We start from the raw sequence: 16,624 nt of genomic DNA on the forward strand, positions 1-16,624 counted from the left end.
AGAACTGAGAGTAAAAAAATAGGGTGTTAGTTAAAATTTTCCAATATACGTATTGACTAAATTTAAGTTTAATGATAAATTTTGTATTGTACGATATTAATTTGTTGACAAGGAGGTAAAGACATCATGAATTTCAATAAAAAATACCTCAGGGCTTTAAAGTCGTCAGATATGTTTTTAAAGCCTGTGAAACAAGAAAATGGTGAGGTTTTCACAGAAATATGGGAGTTCAATGGTCAAAAAACAATTATCGAGTTACCTGTACAAAAGGTGATGGAATGGAGCTGTAGATTTTACGGTGATTCCTATGCTAATCGAAAATATCAAACAAAGTATATTAGTGGTATTTCCAATAAGGCCCCTATAATACTTACACCAGCTTTTCCGCTTTATTTTTTCCCTACACATTCTGATAGAGTCATTGAAAATTGTTGGATTAATTTATTCTATATTGAAAAAATTAAGAACTTAAAAGGAGCGCGCTGTAAAGTTATCTTTGTAAATAACGAATCAGTTACCTTAAATGTGTCTTATCATAGTCTAAAACATCAAATGTTAAATTGTTCATATTTACATTTTTTAATGCATCGAGAACTGGCTGTTAAAACAGGAGACCCAGAAAAACCGATTGACTATGAAGGTGTGAAATTTAAAGTATTTGAAACGTTAACCCAGTATGCATTGATCGAAAAAGCGAGACATGCAAAAATAGATAGAGAATTAGATGATTATTTAAATTTATAAAAAATAACACAACAAATTAATGTACAAATAAGAACGATTGGCACATCCACAAAAGAGTGAGGAACCAATCGTTTTTGTTGTATAAAGAGGTAAATCGAGATGCACTCATCAAAAGAAGTATTCAACAGATTCAGCGAAATGAATGGGATTTTGTAAGGGGAGTTAGTAGTTATTATTACTTTAAACATCCAATACTTAATGGTAAAGTTACTGTTTCCCAAAAAATTTATCACGTGAAAGAGAACGATCAATCTTAAAGTAAGATAATTATATACTGTATGGAGGAGTTAACATGAAATACCATTTCTATGCTGTTATACAACAAGAAAACAATAATTATAATGTGTACTTTCCAGACTTACCAGGTGCGGTAACATATGGAAGTGATATTGAAGATGCTGTATTTATGGCACAAGATGCTTTAGTAGGCCACTTACTAGTGATGGAAGATGATGGGGATGATATACCTAAACCGTCTGAATACAAACAACTTGTTAAAGATTTAAGAACAGATGAACAGTTACAATTAGTGACTGTAGATACAAAATTGTGAGGACCAAAGAAGAGGATAAGACAGTTCATGAGATGGTTACATTACCACAATATATCGTTGTATTAGGTGAAGAAAAGGGGTAACTTAATGCAGAAATAAAAAACGACTAAGTAAAATACTTAGTCGTTTTGATTAACGGAAACGGAGGGATTCGAACCCTCGCGCCGCTCTCGCGACCTACACCCTTAGCAGGGGCGCCTCTTCAGCCAACTTGAGTACGTTTCCATGGCTCCACAGGTAGGATTCGAACCTACGACCGATCGGTTAACAGCCGATAGCTCTACCACTGAGCTACTGTGGAATAATGTTTATCATTTTTTCAAGCACAAATATTATTATAGCAATTCTATGTGAAAAATCAAGAGAAAATTTAAAATAAGTTAACAGAAAATTTACACGTTACGAATAAAAATTCTGTTAACTTTACACATTGGGGTTACTGTATTGCATAGAGTTCACTTAAAGCAATGATAATGCGGTCGGTACGTCGTTCATTAGTAATCGTCATTTGATCTTTGAGCACATCGATTTGATCAATATAACCCTGAATCGTATGAATGTGACCCATTCGCCAATAATCGATAGAAGCAAGTTCATTAGTCGTCATTTTAAGATATAACATATAGTTAATATCTTCCATTTGTGTCTCGCTTAATTCAGGTTGAGCGATTTTCAGTTGATCCGCTTCAAATTGTTTAATTGTTTCAAATTGTTCAGGTAACGTGGCGAAAGGTGCCCATTTAACCATCCCTCTTCCAATTGGAATATTAGGATTAAGGTATTTTCTAGGTATTTTTCGATAATCTGTCTCATAACAATAAGGTTCAGGAACGTCTGGATTAACAATCATAGTATCACCTCACTTTTATAATAGAACATATGTTCGTATTAATCAAGCGGATACTTACAAATTTAGAAATAATGAGGGATAGGGCGAGTGAGTTAGGTAACTTTGTTTAATTTAATAGCATAAAGTGATTAACCCTCGAAAAAACCCCTCCTAGTTTTTAAATTTTAAAAATTTAACTATAGGTATTGGAGTGACAACGAGATGAATCAAAAATAGTATGGGTTATCGCAGCCTTACACAATATATCGGTATTTTATTTAAAAAATTATAAAGTTAGGATACAATAAATACGACTAAGTAAATAAATGGGTGACTCATATGATACGTAAAGCAAAAACACAGGATATAAATGATATTGCTGAACTCATTTATATCATTTGGCAAGATATGGAATTAGAAATTATAAAAAAATATGATAAGTCAAAAGTGATACAAGCAATTATTCAAAGTCAAATAGATGTGCATTATCGTACACACTTAAGTCATATTTGGGTATATGAGACTGAAGGAGAAGTGGCAGGGATTGTGATTGCTTATGATGGCGCGCGTGAACAACAATATGAAGCAGAATGGCTTAATTTAAAGCTTAGTGATGCGATGCCGCTTCAAACTCAAACGCCGTTACCCGTTATGGAGGCTGATGCTTCTGATATATATCTTGATTCCGTAGCAACTTTTCCAAAATTTAGAGGAAGAGGGATTGCGACTCAACTATTACGTACTGTTATCAGTACAGATACAGAGCGCACCTGGTCCTTAAATTGTGATTTTGATAATCATCGCGCATTGAAGTTATATCAAAAATTAGGTTTTTCCGTTCACTCTTACAAAACACTTTATAATCATAAGTATTATTATATGACATATTCAGCTTAGGAGGGGATTTGCATGCTAGAGTTACATAATGTGGGTTACACGATTGATCATCGTCGTATTTTAAATAATATTAATATGACGGTATCAAAAGGAGAAGCTATTGCAGTCGTAGGTCCTTCAGGAAGCGGTAAAAGTACATTACTACGCTTAATTGCAGACTTAATCAGTCCGACAGAAGGCAAGATTATGTTTAAACAGCAGGAATATGACACATATCAACCAGAATTGTTGCGTCAACGTATTAGTTACTTACCACAAAATATAGAACTATTTGGAAAAACGATTGGCGATAATTTATCATTTCCAGCTTATACAAGGAAAGATTCATTCGATAAAAAAAGAGCAACGATGTTAATGAAGCAAATGGGATTGAAACGCTATAAATTATCAGACTCTGCGCACCATTTATCGGGAGGCGAACAACAGCGTATTACGATTGCACGTCAATTAATGTATCAACCAGATATATTATTACTAGATGAAGCGACCAGTGCGTTAGATACTAAAAATAGTAAAATGATTGAAAAAATAATATTCCAGATGGTAGAAGAAGGGACTACTGTATTATGGATTACGCATAATGAAGCTCAGAGTAACCATCGTTTCGATCGACAAATTAAAATCGTTAATGGCGAAATTGAGAAGGGAGGAAGTTAATTATGATGAGTACTACGTCACTACTTCTTACCTCGCTACTGTTGATTATTCCAATCGTGGTGTCATTTAAAGAGAAGTTACATATTGCCAAAGATTTAATTATTGCAGCGATTCGTGCAGTGATTCAATTAGTGATCATTGGTTATTTACTAGAATTTGTGTTTGAATTAGAGCAAGTTTGGATCGTGTTCATATTAATAGTAGTTATTATGATTAATGCGGCGTTAAATACACGACGTCGTGCATCGCCGATTATGAAACACGTCTTTCTAATCTCATTCGCGGGAATTGCGACCGGTGCCTTCTTATCTTTAGGAGGGGTGCTTTTAACAGGCGCAATTAGTTTAGAGCCGAATGAAATCATTCCAGTAGCCGGTATGGTAGGAAGTAATGGTATGATTGCGATTAATTTGAGCTATCAAAATTTAAATCGCATATTCACAAAAGAGACCACATCAATTGAAGCAAAATTATCATTAGGTGCAAAACCAGCTATTGCGGCAAAAGAAGCCATTCGCGAAAGTGTCAAAGTAGCGATTGTACCGACGATTGATTCAGTAAAAACATATGGTCTTGTATCTATCCCTGGGATGATGACAGGGCTAATTATTGCAGGGGTACCTCCATTACAAGCTATTAAATTCCAGTTGATGGTCGTTTTTATTCATACGACGGCAACGATTATTTCTGCCTTAGTAGCGACATATTTAAGTTATAGACAATTCTTTAATCATCGCCATCAGTTAATTCAAATTAGACAAGATGAAGCATAAAAAAAGGGTTTGAGATTTCCGAGAAGAAATCTCAAACCTTTTTAAATACCACCAACTAAAGCGCTGAGATAAATGCCGATAGCATAAAGTAAACCAAAAATAGTATTTGTTTTTCCAGCTGCTGCCATAGCAGGCATCATTTCAGGTGGTGTGTCAGCACGTTTAAAGCGACGATATACCTTCACTGGTAAAGGAAAACTCAATAATACAAGTAAGAAGAAGAGTGAACCACCATCTTTAAAGAAGACAGTATACACTACAAATAAGTATACAAAGGCATAGCAAACAGCTAAAAATATTAAAGAGTTTGTTTTGCCTAATAGAATCGGAAGGGTACGGCGTCCACTTTGTTTATCTTTGACACGATCTCGTATGTTATTAGCCATATTAATGAGACCAATGGTAATTACGATAGGAATACTAATCCATACTGCAAAGCCTTGAACGTTGCCTGTTTGGATAAAGAAAGAAATTAAAATAATAATCATTCCCATGAAAATACCAGAAAACAATTCACCAAACGGCGTCCAAGAAATAGGGAATGGACCGCCTGTATATAGGTAACCTACTGCCATACATACCACACCAATTGGAATTAACCAAAAAGAAGTTTGAATGGCTAGAAATAATCCTAATAGTGCAGCAATCACATAGAAAGCGATCGCAAGATTTAAAACAGACTGAGGCGTCATCCCATTACGAACAATAGCGCCACCGATGCCCACTGATTCATGATCGTCTAGTCCTTTTTTAAAATCATAATATTCATTAAACATGTTTGTGGCACCTTGAATCAATAAGCAAGCAAGTAACATTGCGATGAATAATGTTAAGCTTAAACGATCTTCACTGCCAAGTAAAAATAATTTTGCCGTTGCTGTTCCAACTAGTACTGGAACAACAGAAGCAGTCAAAGTGTGCGGACGCATTAGTAACCAATATTTGTGGAAAGCAGAATGTTGTTTAAATTGATTTGCCATATTCACAACGACCTCGATTTTATTATTTTGATAATACAAAAATATTATATGTAATTATTTCATATAAATCAATGTTCATTATGGTCATTTTAATCGAAAAGTAACCATTATCGCAATGGGAGGATTAGCTTTTCTATAAATGTGACATATATTTGAAATATGAAAATAATACGACATTTGATGTTTACATTGATAAATGTCAAGATAGGACTGAATTGTGTCATCTGTAAGACAAACTCTCACACAACTGGTCTTAAAAATGTTAAAATAACTTAATGTAATGAATTACAACTCCGAAAAGGGCGTTGATAAGGATTATAATGTGATATTTGGTTAAAATGATAGATATATAATGACGGGACACCTTAATGATAGATTGAGGTTTATTTTTGTGACTAACTTTAAATGGCTCTAAAAATGTTAACAATCGAGCCTTTGTAGGGGAGTATTTATTAATTTAAAGGTGTAAATCATTTAACCAAATGTAGTGAATATAGATAGAAAAGAAGTGTTGACGACGATATTAAGGTGTGAAAGATAGTCGTCTTTAACTTTTAATATACGATTATGATGAAAGAAGTGAGAAAGTGATGACTGTTGACGTATGTGAACAGGCAATCGTGGAAGCGGTCGACCAAACTAAGTTAAAATGGGTGTCAATTGAAGTACCACTAGAACGCTCGATTGATCCAATCACTTTGTTTGATATGACAAAAGAAGAAGCAGGTAATCGTTTTTATTTTCGTTTAAATGATAATCAAACCTCTTTTTTTGGATACCGCGTTGCGACGAAAATAAAAAATGATTTTACAAATAAACGTTCTATATTTAAAGAATGGGAAAAGTTTAAGCAGAATATTGCACTTATTCATCCTGATTCAGAGCGTCATCACTTACGTATTTGTGGGGGATTTCAATTTTCAACTAAACGTAGTGGCGATGAATGGCGTCGTTTTGGTGTGAATCATTTTATTTTGCCAGAAGTGCTAATTTCTCAAGTAGAGGGTCAAACGTATTTAACGTATACCGTACCGAAAGCATCATTTACTATGGCAGACCTGAACGAACTTGTATCATTTTTTAATGAGTATAGTGTTGTAGATAAGAGTGAAGTAGCTGTGCCGACAGTGAAACGTATTGAAGATATTTATCAAGAAGATTGGAAAGACTTAGTGAGCGAAACGATTGAGCGATTGAGCCAAGATGAAAAAGTCGTGTTATCACGTCGTCGAATGGTTCAATTTGAAGAAGATATCAGTATTATGCATGTGTTAAATCGTGCATTGAGTAATGAAAAAAATAGTTACTTATTTGTATTAGAAGCAGACGAAGATATTTTTGTGTCTCAAACGCCAGAACAACTCTTTCGTGTAGAAGATGGCCAATTGTACACAAAAGCTGTGGCAGGTACCATCCATCGCACTCATAATGAAGCGGAAGATCAAAAACGTGTGCATTCATTTTTAAATGATGAAAAGAATTTAAGAGAGCATCGTTTTGTAGTTGAGAGTATTTTAGAAGACATTCATCCCTTTGTAGAAGAAGTACATTATGATCATAAGCCTAAAATTTTAAAAAATGATCATTTATATCATTTATTTACTGAAATTGGAGGGCCTTTGTCATTTTCATCGTACATTGAATTAATAGATGATTTACATCCAACCCCAGCTTTAGGTGGCTATCCTAAAGAAAAAGCAATCGATTATATTGATCATTTTGAATTTGGTTCTAGAGGATTATATGGGGCACCGGTAGGAATGATAGATATGTATGATGATTGTGAGTTTATTGTGGCGATTCGTTCAATGTTGATGAACCATAACCAAGCCTTACTTTTTGCGGGGGCAGGGATTGTAAAAGATTCAGATGCAGAGGAAGAATTGGCAGAAACAGCTGTAAAATTTCGTCCGATGATGGACGCGCTTGGAGTGGAAAAACATGACTAATGCGCAACAATATTTAACAGAACAAGTTTTTCATTTTGTATCTGAGTTATATGGATATGGTGTAAGAGAGGTTGTGATCAGTCCAGGATCGCGTTCAACGCCTCTTTCAATTGCTTTTGAATGTCATCCAGATATTAAAACATGGATTCATCCAGATGAGCGCAGTGCCGCTTTTTTTGCATTAGGCCTTATTAAGGGTAGCGAACGTCCGGTTGCTATTGTATGTACATCAGGCACAGCAGCGGCGAATTATGTACCAGCTATAGCTGAAAGTGATATTAGTCGTTTACCGCTTGTAGTTTTAACGAGTGATCGACCTCATGAGTTAAGACAAGTGGGGGCACCACAAGCCATTAATCAAACAAATATGTTTCAAAATTATGTTCGCTTTCAATTTGATATGCCCATTGCAGATGGAACGATGCATACATTGAATACAGCGCGCTATCAATTACAACAAGCGAGTCAGTATTTTGTCGGTTTAGGAAGAGGACCGGTACATTTTAATTTACCATTTAGAGAGCCATTAACGCCGGATTTGTCACGTCAAGATTTGTTAACATCTCCACATTATGAAATGGCCCATTATCAAAAAACGATAGATTCAAGCGGTATTGAAGATATTTTAAGACAGACACGAGGATTAATTATTGTTGGCGATATGCAACATCAAGATATTTCTCAGCTTTTAACGTTTGCGACTATCTATGATTTACCGATACTAGCGGATCCATTGAATGATATTCGACGCACAAACCATCCTAATGTTATCGCGACATATGATTTATTATTCAGATCTGGATTAGATATAGAGGTAGATTTTGTTATTCGCGTGGGTAAACCGGTGATTTCTAAAAAGCTTAATCAATGGCTCAAGTCTTCAAATGCGACTCAAATCCTTGTTCAAAATAGTATTCATCTAGATGCCTTTCCTAAGCAACCGGATTACTTTTTTGAAATGTCAGCTAACGACTTTTTCCGTAGTTTAGAGCATCTCCCAGGCGCTTATCGTAAAGTTTGGTTAGAGCGTTGGCAAACATTGGAACAAGAAGCACGTGCTGAAATTAAACATCATCAACAACATGCGTATGATGAATCAGGCTATATTAGTCGTTTATTAGCTAAGCTTGGTCAAGAAGATGTATTATTTGTGAGCAATAGTATGCCGATAAGAGACATCGATAACTTGTATTTTGAAAATGAAGCGCGAATTTATGCTAATAGAGGGGCTAATGGGATCGATGGTGTGATTTCGACAGCATTGGGAATGGCAGTCCATCAACCAGTAACTTTATTAATTGGCGACTTAGCTTTTTATCATGATATGAATGGATTGTTAATGTCAAAATTAAATGATATTCATATTAATATTGTGCTAATGAACAATGACGGTGGCGGTATTTTTTCTTATTTACCTCAAAAAAATAGTGCGCCAGAAGTATTTGAACGCTTATTTGGTACACCGATTGGATTAGATTTTGAACATACTGCATTATTATATGATTTTAATTTTAAACGTTTTACGGATATCCAAACGTTTGAATATGCTGATTTTACGAATATGTCATCTACCTTATTTGAAGTAATGACGAATCGCCATGATAATTATGAAGCACACCAAACGTTATATCAAAAACTAGGAGAAATTGTGAATGTTACATTATAAATTTCATGAATCAAGCACTTCAACAAATCAATTGTTAGTTATGTTACATGGATTTATAAGTGATCAAAGTACGTATGATGCGCATTTAACGACATTGACACAATCGGTTCATGTGTTATGCATCGATTTACCTGGTCATGGAAAAGATCAGTCCTCAATGGATATAACGTGGAATTTCGAGTGGATTGCGTCACAATTACAACGTATTTTAAGTCAATACCATGCGTATCATATTTATTTGCAAGGCTATTCCATGGGGGCGCGGGTAGCGCTTTATTATGCCATACACAATCCGACACAATTGTCAGGATTAATCTTAGAAAGTGGATCACCAGGCATTCAAGATGAGGACGATCGACAAGCGCGGGTTCAGGTAGATCGCGCTAGAGCAAATGTCCTTAAAATTGCAGGTTTAACAGTGTTTGTCAATGATTGGGAAAAATTACCATTATTTGCGTCACAACAGCAATTATCTGTAGAAAAACAACAAGCTATTCGTCAATCTAGATTATCGCAAGATCCACAAAGATTAGCTAAAGCGCTTGTAGATTACGGCACAGGTATGATGCCTAATTTATGGCCTGAACTGTCTCAATTAAGGCTGCCTATACAAATTATCGTAGGAACCCTTGATGAAAAATTTGTAAGTATTGCCCAAAAAATGAAAGCACAGATACCTCATGCGGTAGTCACAGAAGTTCAAGGTGTCGGCCATACTGTTCATGTGGAAGATGAGCATAAATTTGATACAATAATACTAGAATTTATACTTAATTACTAAAGGAGGATCATTATGACTCGACAATGGGAAACGCTTAAAGAATATAATGAAATTAAATATGAATTTTTTGAAGGAATTGCTAAAGTAACGATTAATCGTCCGGAAGTCCATAATGCTTTTACACCAAATACAGTTATGGAAATGATTGATGCGTTTACACGCGCAAGAGATGATGAGCGTGTAAGTGTCATTATTTTAACAGGTGAAGGCGATAAAGCATTCTGTTCTGGAGGAGATCAAAAAGTACGTGGTCATGGTGGTTATGTTGGAGATGACCAAATTCCTCGATTGAATGTTTTAGATTTACAACGTTTAATTCGTGTGATTCCAAAACCAGTGGTTGCAATGGTGAAAGGTTATGCTATTGGTGGCGGTAACGTATTACAAGTCGTATGTGACTTAACAATCGCTGCAGATAATGCACGTTTTGGACAAACTGGACCTAAAGTAGGTTCATTTGATGCTGGTTATGGTTCAGGCTATTTAGCACGTATCGTTGGCCATAAAAAAGCACGCGAAATTTGGTACTTATGTCGTCAATACAATGCACAAGAAGCGGTAGATATGGGTATGGCAAATACAGTTGTCCCACTTGATAAAGTAGAAGATGAAACGGTTCAATGGTGTAAAGAAATGATGCAACATTCACCTACAGCTTTACGTTTCTTAAAAGCAGCAATGAATGCAGATACAGATGGCTTAGCAGGTTTACAACAATTTGCAGGGGATGCTACATTACTTTATTACACAACAGACGAAGCTAAAGAAGGGCGCGATGCGTTTAAAGAAAAACGTTCACCTAACTTCGATCAATTCCCTAAATTCCCATAAGTTTATATCTCAATAATAGTATCTTTTAAAGAACTGCCTACATGAAAGTAGGCAGTTTTTTTATTTTCAAGATAAAAATGTAAATCTCTTCATTTGTATTTTATTAATTTCTTTAACGTAGTAACAAGTTATAGTAAAGGTTAAATATTAATGCGGTGACTTAAATATTAAATAAAGCACTTTATATAGTTTTATATATTATACAGTTGTGCACTTGAACAAATATTCGGAAACAAAATGAAAATATAAATATAAAATATAGATTGAAAAACTTGATTTACCGCCTTTTACTAATGATAAATAAATAGTTTATCTGAAAAGTATGTTTTTTAGAGTTTTTACAAATATTTAAAATGTATATTATCACAGTGTTTAATGATAGAGTTTAAATTGTTCTCTATTAAAAAGGGATAAACAAATGGAGGGATTTATATTGAGAAATAATCGTAAAGTGAAAAAAGGGAGAATTGATTTCTTACCAAATCGAGCAAACAAGTATTCGATTAGACGTTTTACTGTAGGTACAGCATCTATTTTAATTGGTGCAACTTTAATTTTTGGAACAGGTCAAGAAACAAAAGCCGCAGAAGAAACAAATACAACTCCACAACAAACTGAAGAAAATCCAACAGAGCCACAAACAACAGAACAACAAACAGCTGAACAACCTACACAAGAACAAGGAACAGATAAAGAAGTAACAACTGAGCAACCAGTAGATGGTGTTCAACCAACAGATGGTGACAAAACAGGAGAAGCACCAGCAGAACAACCAACAGTTGAAGACCCAACAGTTGAAGAATCAACACAAGAGAGTGCAACGCAACCAGTAGAAGGTACTCAATCAACAGATGGTGACAAAACAGGAGAAGCACCAGCAGAACAACCAACAGTTGAAGACCCAACAGTTGAAGAATCAACACAAGAGAGTGCAACGCAACCAGTAGAAGGTACTCAATCAACAGATGGTGATAAAACAGGAGAAGCAGCAGCTGATCAATCAACAGAAGAGAGTGCAACACAACCAAAAGATGAAGAACCGACAAGTGAAAGCACTGAGCAACCAGTAGAAGGTACTCAATCAACAGATGGTGACAAAACGGGAGAAACACCAGCAGAACAACAAACAGTTGAGGAACCAACAGGAGAAGGTACTGAGCAACCAGTAGATGGTGTTCAATCAACAGATAGTGACAAAACGGGAGAAGCATCAGCAGAACAACCAACAGTTGAAGACCCAACAGATAAACAATCAGCAGGAGAAACTGATACTGCGGGTCAACTAGAACAACAACCTGACGTTACAGGTGAAGAAGAACAATTCCCAGAAGAAGAACTACCATCAGCAGAATCTTATTTCACATCAGATTATGATCAATTAACATCAGCAGATGATAAATCAGCATATACTAAACAATATTTATTGGATAATTCTACACTTACTGCAGATGAAGTCGACAATAAACTGAATGAGCTAAATATTGATTTTGAAAATGCCACTTCGAATGATGTCTTTGCATCATTACTACAAAACTTTTCTAATGATGCAAAGAAATATAGTCCAGAAGCTTTACAAGTAAGTGAAAAAGATGCGTTAACTGATGACGAAACAATTTCATTAGCTAACAATACAACAGAACAACTTAAAAGTGTACTTCCGTTAGATAGTGAAGGTAATATTGACGAAAGTAAAATTATTGATGCAGATGCGATTGCAAATGGTTATATTAATTCTCAAACAGATGCTACAAATGCAGCGAATACATTATCAGGACGTGCTTGGGAAGTAGACAAAGGGACACCAGCTACTATGTCCAATGGATTAACAGCCGTTCCAGAAAATACCCCAGTATATATGCAATGGATTGATGAAGACGGTGCGGTTTCACCTGTTTATCGTGCGCATACAACAAACCAACTTTCAAATGATGGCGGAAGCCAAGTAGGACCAGGTGCCTATGCTTTTGATTTAAGAGAGGGTTGGGTTGATGCCAATGGTAATGAACATAAATACAACGCAACAGACGGTCAATATTATAAATTATGGATTCAAGACTACGAAAACGAAGCAGGCAATACGATGTCAATGTTCCGTCAATCAGGTGGCTTTTTCCCTGGGTCATATGTTAACTCAGTAACTGGTTCAAACTTAGGTCAGTTCCCACTTATTGGTACGAACATGCAACGTACAGGTATTTACATGTATGAACAACCTACTGAAGGATATATGACAAAAGATGAGTCAGAATGGATTACTGATACAGAAGGGCCACTATCAGATCCAGCTGTAGCTTTAAGGGCTAAAAATTCTGTTTCTGGGAAAGTTTGGTTAGAAACAGGCGATGGTGATCGAGCAAATTCAGCTACAGGACCTAGTGATAATAGAAACGATCCTCAAGCTGAAGGTTATAATGTTGTCTTTTCATCACTTACAGATGAAGGTGCAGCAGCATATGAAGCACAAGTCAATTCTTTACCTGAATCTGAACGTAATGAAGCAGCGAAAGAGCTTTTAACAGCTAACCCTGACTTTATTTCAGCTACAGTAACAGGTAAAACAGATGCAGACGGTCGTTATACAGTGCGTTTTCCAGAAGGCACTTTAAATGATGATTACTTATATGGTTATGTTACGGATCCAGATGGTAATATTGTACAAAGTTATTCATCATTTACATCAGCAGAATTTAGAAAACCAAATTCTAATTTATCATGGACACCGCAAACAGCACCTGCTCAAAACATAGTTGCAAATCCAATGTGGTATAATGTGAATTTCGCAGTAGTGCCACAAACAGAACTTGGACTAGATGTTTTAGAATATGATGCTGTCGATAATCCAGCTACACCAGAAGTTGATCAAGTTAAAGTAGATTTAACAGGTTCAAGCGTATCTCCATTACCAATGAAAGTTGAATGGTCAAGAGATGGAGGAGCGTTTAAATCTATCGATATTAATAACATTCAAGATGCAGAAGCAGCTTCAACACTTATATTTGATCAATTAGATACACCACCAAAAGATGGTGAAATATTTACAGCGCGTTTATATGAAGGCGATAATGTTATCGATTCAGATTCATTTATTTATAAAGTGACACAAGCTTCTGAATATGATCCAACAACAGATGGTATCGAAAAACAATATGGTAACCCAACAACAGAAGATGAAGTAACAAATGCGGTCACAATTCCAAACTATCCAGTGGATGAAGAAGCGCCAACAATTACAGTGGATGATCCAACAACGTTACCAGATGGAACAACACCAGGAACAAAAGACGTGCCAGTCACAGTGACGTACCCAGATGGATCTGAAGATAAAGTCACAGTGCCAGTTACAACAGCGGAACAACCACAAACTGATGTGTATGAGCCAACAACAGATGGCATCGAAAAACAATATGGTAACCCAACAACAGAGGAAGACGTAACAAACGCAGTTACAATTCCAGATTATCCAACGGATGGCGAAGCGCCAACAATCACAGTGGATGATCCAACAACGTTACCAGATGGAACAACACCAGGAACAAAAGACGTGCCAGTAACAGTGACATACCCAGATGGCACAACTGATCAAATCACAGTACCGGTAACAACAGGTGAACAACCACAAACTGATGTGTATGAGCCAACAACAGATGGTGTCGAAAAACCATACGGAGAAGCGCCAACAGAGGCAGATGTAACAGGATCAGTTACAATTCCAGGTTACCCAGAAGGTGAAGATGCACCAACAATCACAGTGGATGATCCAACAACATTACCAGATGGAACAACACCAGGAACAAAAGACGTGCCAGTAACAGTAACGTATCCGGATGGTACAACAGACAACATCACAGTACCGGTAACAACAGGTGAACAACCACAAAACGATGTATATGAACCATCTACAGACGGCATCGAAAAACAATATGGTAATCCAACAACAGAGCAAGATGTGACAAACGCAGTTACAATTCCAGATTATCCAACGGATGGAGAAGCACCAACAATCACGGTAGATGATCCAACAACATTACCGGACGGTACAACACCAGGAACAACAGATGTTCCAGTCACAGTGACATACCCAGATGGCACAACTGATCAAATCACAGTACCGGTAACAACAGGTGAACAACCACAAACTGATGTGTATGAGCCAACAACAGATGGTGTCGAAAAACCATACGGAGAAGCGCCAACAGAGGCAGATGTAACAGGATCAGTTACAATCCCAGGTTACCCAGAAGGTGAAGACGCACCAACAATCACAGTGGATGACCCAACAACGTTACCAGATGGAACAACACCAGGAACAACAGATGTTCCAGTCACAGTGACATACCCAGATGGTACAACAGACAACATCACAGTACCGGTAACAACAGGTGAACAACCACAAAACGATGTATATGAGCCAACAACAGATGGCATCGAAAAACAATATGGAAATCCAACAACAGAGGAAGATGTGACAAACGCAGTTACAATTCCAGACTATCCAACGGATGGAGAAGCGCCAACAATCACAGTGGATGACCCAACAACATTACCGGACGGTACAACACCAGGAACAACAGACGTGCCAGTCACAGTGACATACCCAGATGGCACAACAGATCAAATCACAGTACCGGTGACAACAGGTGAACAACCACAAAACGATGCGTATGAACCAGAAACAAATGGTGTCGAAAAACCATATGGAGAAGCACCAACAGAAGCAGATGTAACAGGATCAGTTACAATTCCAGGTTACCCAGAAGGTGAAGATGCACCAACAATCACAGTGGATGATCCAACAACATTACCAGATGGTACAACACCAGGAACAACAGATGTTCCAGTAACAGTAACGTATCCAGATGGCACAACAGATCACATTACAGTACCGGTAACAACAGGTGATCAACCACAAAACGATGCGTATGAACCAGAAACAAATGGTGTCGAAAAACCATATGGAGAAGCACCAACAGAAGCAGATGTAACAGGATCAGTTACAATTCCAGGTTACCCAGAAGGTGAAGATGCACCAACAATCACAGTGGATGATCCAACAACATTACCAGATGGTACAACACCAGGAACAACAGATGTTCCAGTAACGGTGACATACCCAGATGGCACAACAGATCATATTACAGTACCAGTGACAACAGGGGGTCAAGAACAAACAGAATTACCAACACCTACAGTTGATCCTGTTGATGAAAACGATACAACTGTATCTGGTACTAACGGTACGCCTGGTAACACAATTGTAGTCACTTGGCCAGATCAATCAACAACTGAAACAACTGTTGATGATGAAGGTAATTGGTCAGTTGAAGTACCTGATCAAGTTGACCTTAATGAAGGCGACAACATTACAGTAGTAGAACAAGATGAAGATGGTAATACGTCAGATGAGACTACAGTTACTGTTGGAAAAGACACTACAACTGGTATGAATGGTCAAGATGATAACACAGATGGCGATTCAGACGTAGCAACTGGTGATAATACAAACGCTGATGATAATACAGATGTAGAAAATGATGAGAATATGTCATCAGACAACAATAATGCTACTGAAAATAACGCTAACAACAATGATCAGTTAGACGACACTACTGGTGATGATACGTTAGCAAACGATAACGATAATAATGCAACAGATAATACAGATCAAAATGGCAATACAAATGCACAAATTGATGATAATGTATCAAACGATCCAAACGTGAATGGTACAAATAATGCTGCTAATGACACAAATGCAAATGGTGTAAACCAAAACAACGCAGCACAATCATCAGATAAAGACAACAAAGAAGAAGTATTACCTGAAACTGGTCAAGAATCAGATAATAAAGGTACATTATTTGGTGGATTATTTGCAGCATTGGGTGGACTGTTATTATTTGGACGTCGTAAAAGAAATAAAGAAGAAAAATAATAATAAGTTCTCAAAAATCTAATGTTTATCCT

General features: G+C 36.6%; 12 protein-coding genes, 2 tRNA genes and 1 pseudogene. 11 read left to right on the forward strand and 4 right to left on the reverse strand.

Going from position 1 to position 16,624, the window contains the following annotated elements:
* Positions 1-126: 126 nt before the first annotated feature.
* Both ACEE93_RS02435 and ACEE93_RS02440 read left to right on the forward strand, forming a co-directional pair.
* Positions 127-744 carry a competence protein ComK gene (locus ACEE93_RS02435; RefSeq protein ID WP_449154761.1) on the forward strand — a complete coding sequence of 206 codons (618 nt, stop codon included), beginning with the start codon at positions 127-129 and terminating at the stop codon, positions 742-744.
* A 292-nt stretch (positions 745-1,036) separates the two neighbouring features.
* Positions 1,037-1,297, forward strand: coding sequence for a type II toxin-antitoxin system HicB family antitoxin (locus ACEE93_RS02440; protein ID WP_449154762.1), 261 nt, complete (start codon positions 1,037-1,039; stop codon positions 1,295-1,297).
* Positions 1,298-1,433: 136 nt separating this feature from the next.
* On the opposite strand, the gene ACEE93_RS02445 is transcribed toward ACEE93_RS02440, so the two are convergent.
* The 3 genes from ACEE93_RS02445 to ACEE93_RS02455 all read right to left on the reverse strand — a co-directional run bounded on the left by ACEE93_RS02445 (position 1,434) and on the right by ACEE93_RS02455 (position 2,147).
* Positions 1,434-1,522, reverse strand: a tRNA-Ser gene (locus tag ACEE93_RS02445).
* A gap of 1 nt (position 1,523) precedes the next feature.
* A tRNA-Asn gene (locus ACEE93_RS02450) sits at positions 1,524-1,598 on the reverse strand.
* Between the two features lie 135 nt (positions 1,599-1,733).
* Complete coding sequence (locus ACEE93_RS02455; RefSeq protein ID WP_449156370.1) at positions 1,734-2,147, reverse strand: YolD-like family protein; 414 nt, start codon at positions 2,145-2,147, stop codon at positions 1,734-1,736.
* 318 nt (positions 2,148-2,465) lie between these two features.
* On the opposite strand from ACEE93_RS02455, the gene ACEE93_RS02460 reads away from it, so the two are divergent.
* Genes ACEE93_RS02460 through ACEE93_RS02470 form a run of 3 tightly spaced genes read left to right on the forward strand, consistent with a single transcriptional unit; the run spans position 2,466 to position 4,453 of the window.
* Entirely contained in the window at positions 2,466-3,023 is a 558-nt protein-coding gene (locus tag ACEE93_RS02460; protein ID WP_449154764.1) for a GNAT family N-acetyltransferase, read from the forward strand.
* Between the two features lie 12 nt (positions 3,024-3,035).
* A complete protein-coding gene (locus ACEE93_RS02465) occupies positions 3,036-3,680 on the forward strand; it encodes an ABC transporter ATP-binding protein (RefSeq protein WP_449154765.1) in 645 nt (214 codons plus the stop codon).
* A 2-nt stretch (positions 3,681-3,682) separates the two neighbouring features.
* Positions 3,683-4,453, forward strand: coding sequence for an ABC transporter permease (locus tag ACEE93_RS02470; protein ID WP_449154766.1), 771 nt, complete (start codon positions 3,683-3,685; stop codon positions 4,451-4,453).
* Positions 4,454-4,494: 41 nt separating this feature from the next.
* On the opposite strand, the gene ACEE93_RS02475 is transcribed toward ACEE93_RS02470, so the two are convergent.
* On the reverse strand, positions 4,495-5,433 hold the full coding sequence (locus ACEE93_RS02475; protein WP_449154767.1) for a 1,4-dihydroxy-2-naphthoate polyprenyltransferase: 939 nt from the start codon (positions 5,431-5,433) through the stop codon (positions 4,495-4,497).
* A gap of 590 nt (positions 5,434-6,023) precedes the next feature.
* Between ACEE93_RS02475 and ACEE93_RS02480 the strand changes: the two genes are divergently transcribed.
* The 6 genes and pseudogenes from ACEE93_RS02480 (at position 6,024) to ACEE93_RS02505 (ending at position 16,592) form a co-directional block, all read left to right on the forward strand.
* Positions 6,024-7,382 (forward strand): isochorismate synthase, encoded by a 1,359-nt coding sequence (locus ACEE93_RS02480; RefSeq protein WP_449154768.1) that lies wholly within the window; start codon positions 6,024-6,026, stop codon positions 7,380-7,382.
* A complete protein-coding gene (gene menD, locus ACEE93_RS02485; protein ID WP_449154769.1) occupies positions 7,375-9,048 on the forward strand; it encodes a 2-succinyl-5-enolpyruvyl-6-hydroxy-3-cyclohexene-1-carboxylic-acid synthase in 1,674 nt (557 codons plus the stop codon). Before ACEE93_RS02480 ends, menD begins: the two co-directional genes overlap by 8 nt.
* Positions 9,035-9,829, forward strand: coding sequence for a 2-succinyl-6-hydroxy-2,4-cyclohexadiene-1-carboxylate synthase (gene menH / locus ACEE93_RS02490; protein WP_449154770.1), 795 nt, complete (start codon positions 9,035-9,037; stop codon positions 9,827-9,829). Before menD ends, menH begins: the two co-directional genes overlap by 14 nt.
* Before the next feature lie 12 nt (positions 9,830-9,841).
* Positions 9,842-10,660: a 1,4-dihydroxy-2-naphthoyl-CoA synthase gene (menB, locus tag ACEE93_RS02495; RefSeq protein ID WP_449154771.1), complete on the forward strand. Its 819-nt coding sequence runs from the start codon at positions 9,842-9,844 to the stop codon at positions 10,658-10,660.
* 418 nt (positions 10,661-11,078) lie between these two features.
* Positions 11,079-11,259 (forward strand): annotated as a pseudogene (locus ACEE93_RS02500) (YSIRK-type signal peptide-containing protein); the annotation flags it as partial.
* Between the two features lie 1,256 nt (positions 11,260-12,515).
* Positions 12,516-16,592: a Rib/alpha-like domain-containing protein gene (locus ACEE93_RS02505; protein ID WP_449156572.1), complete on the forward strand. Its 4,077-nt coding sequence runs from the start codon at positions 12,516-12,518 to the stop codon at positions 16,590-16,592.
* The last annotated feature ends 32 nt before the right edge of the window (positions 16,593-16,624 follow it).

The organism is Staphylococcus sp. 11262D007BW (assembly GCF_053547815.1).

Coding starts and splice junctions, on each gene's coding strand:
- ACEE93_RS02435 (WP_449154761.1), top strand. CDS start 127: ATGAATTTCAATAAAAAATACCTCAGGGCTTTAAAGTCGTCAGATATG.
- ACEE93_RS02440 (WP_449154762.1), top strand. CDS start 1,037: ATGAAATACCATTTCTATGCTGTTATACAACAAGAAAACAATAATTAT.
- ACEE93_RS02455 (WP_449156370.1), bottom strand. CDS start 2,147: ATGATTGTTAATCCAGACGTTCCTGAACCTTATTGTTATGAGACAGAT.
- ACEE93_RS02460 (WP_449154764.1), top strand. CDS start 2,466: ATGATACGTAAAGCAAAAACACAGGATATAAATGATATTGCTGAACTC.
- ACEE93_RS02465 (WP_449154765.1), top strand. CDS start 3,036: ATGCTAGAGTTACATAATGTGGGTTACACGATTGATCATCGTCGTATT.
- ACEE93_RS02470 (WP_449154766.1), top strand. CDS start 3,683: ATGATGAGTACTACGTCACTACTTCTTACCTCGCTACTGTTGATTATT.
- ACEE93_RS02475 (WP_449154767.1), bottom strand. CDS start 5,433: ATGGCAAATCAATTTAAACAACATTCTGCTTTCCACAAATATTGGTTA.
- ACEE93_RS02480 (WP_449154768.1), top strand. CDS start 6,024: ATGACTGTTGACGTATGTGAACAGGCAATCGTGGAAGCGGTCGACCAA.
- menD (WP_449154769.1), top strand. CDS start 7,375: ATGACTAATGCGCAACAATATTTAACAGAACAAGTTTTTCATTTTGTA.
- menH (WP_449154770.1), top strand. CDS start 9,035: ATGTTACATTATAAATTTCATGAATCAAGCACTTCAACAAATCAATTG.
- menB (WP_449154771.1), top strand. CDS start 9,842: ATGACTCGACAATGGGAAACGCTTAAAGAATATAATGAAATTAAATAT.
- ACEE93_RS02505 (WP_449156572.1), top strand. CDS start 12,516: ATGCAATGGATTGATGAAGACGGTGCGGTTTCACCTGTTTATCGTGCG.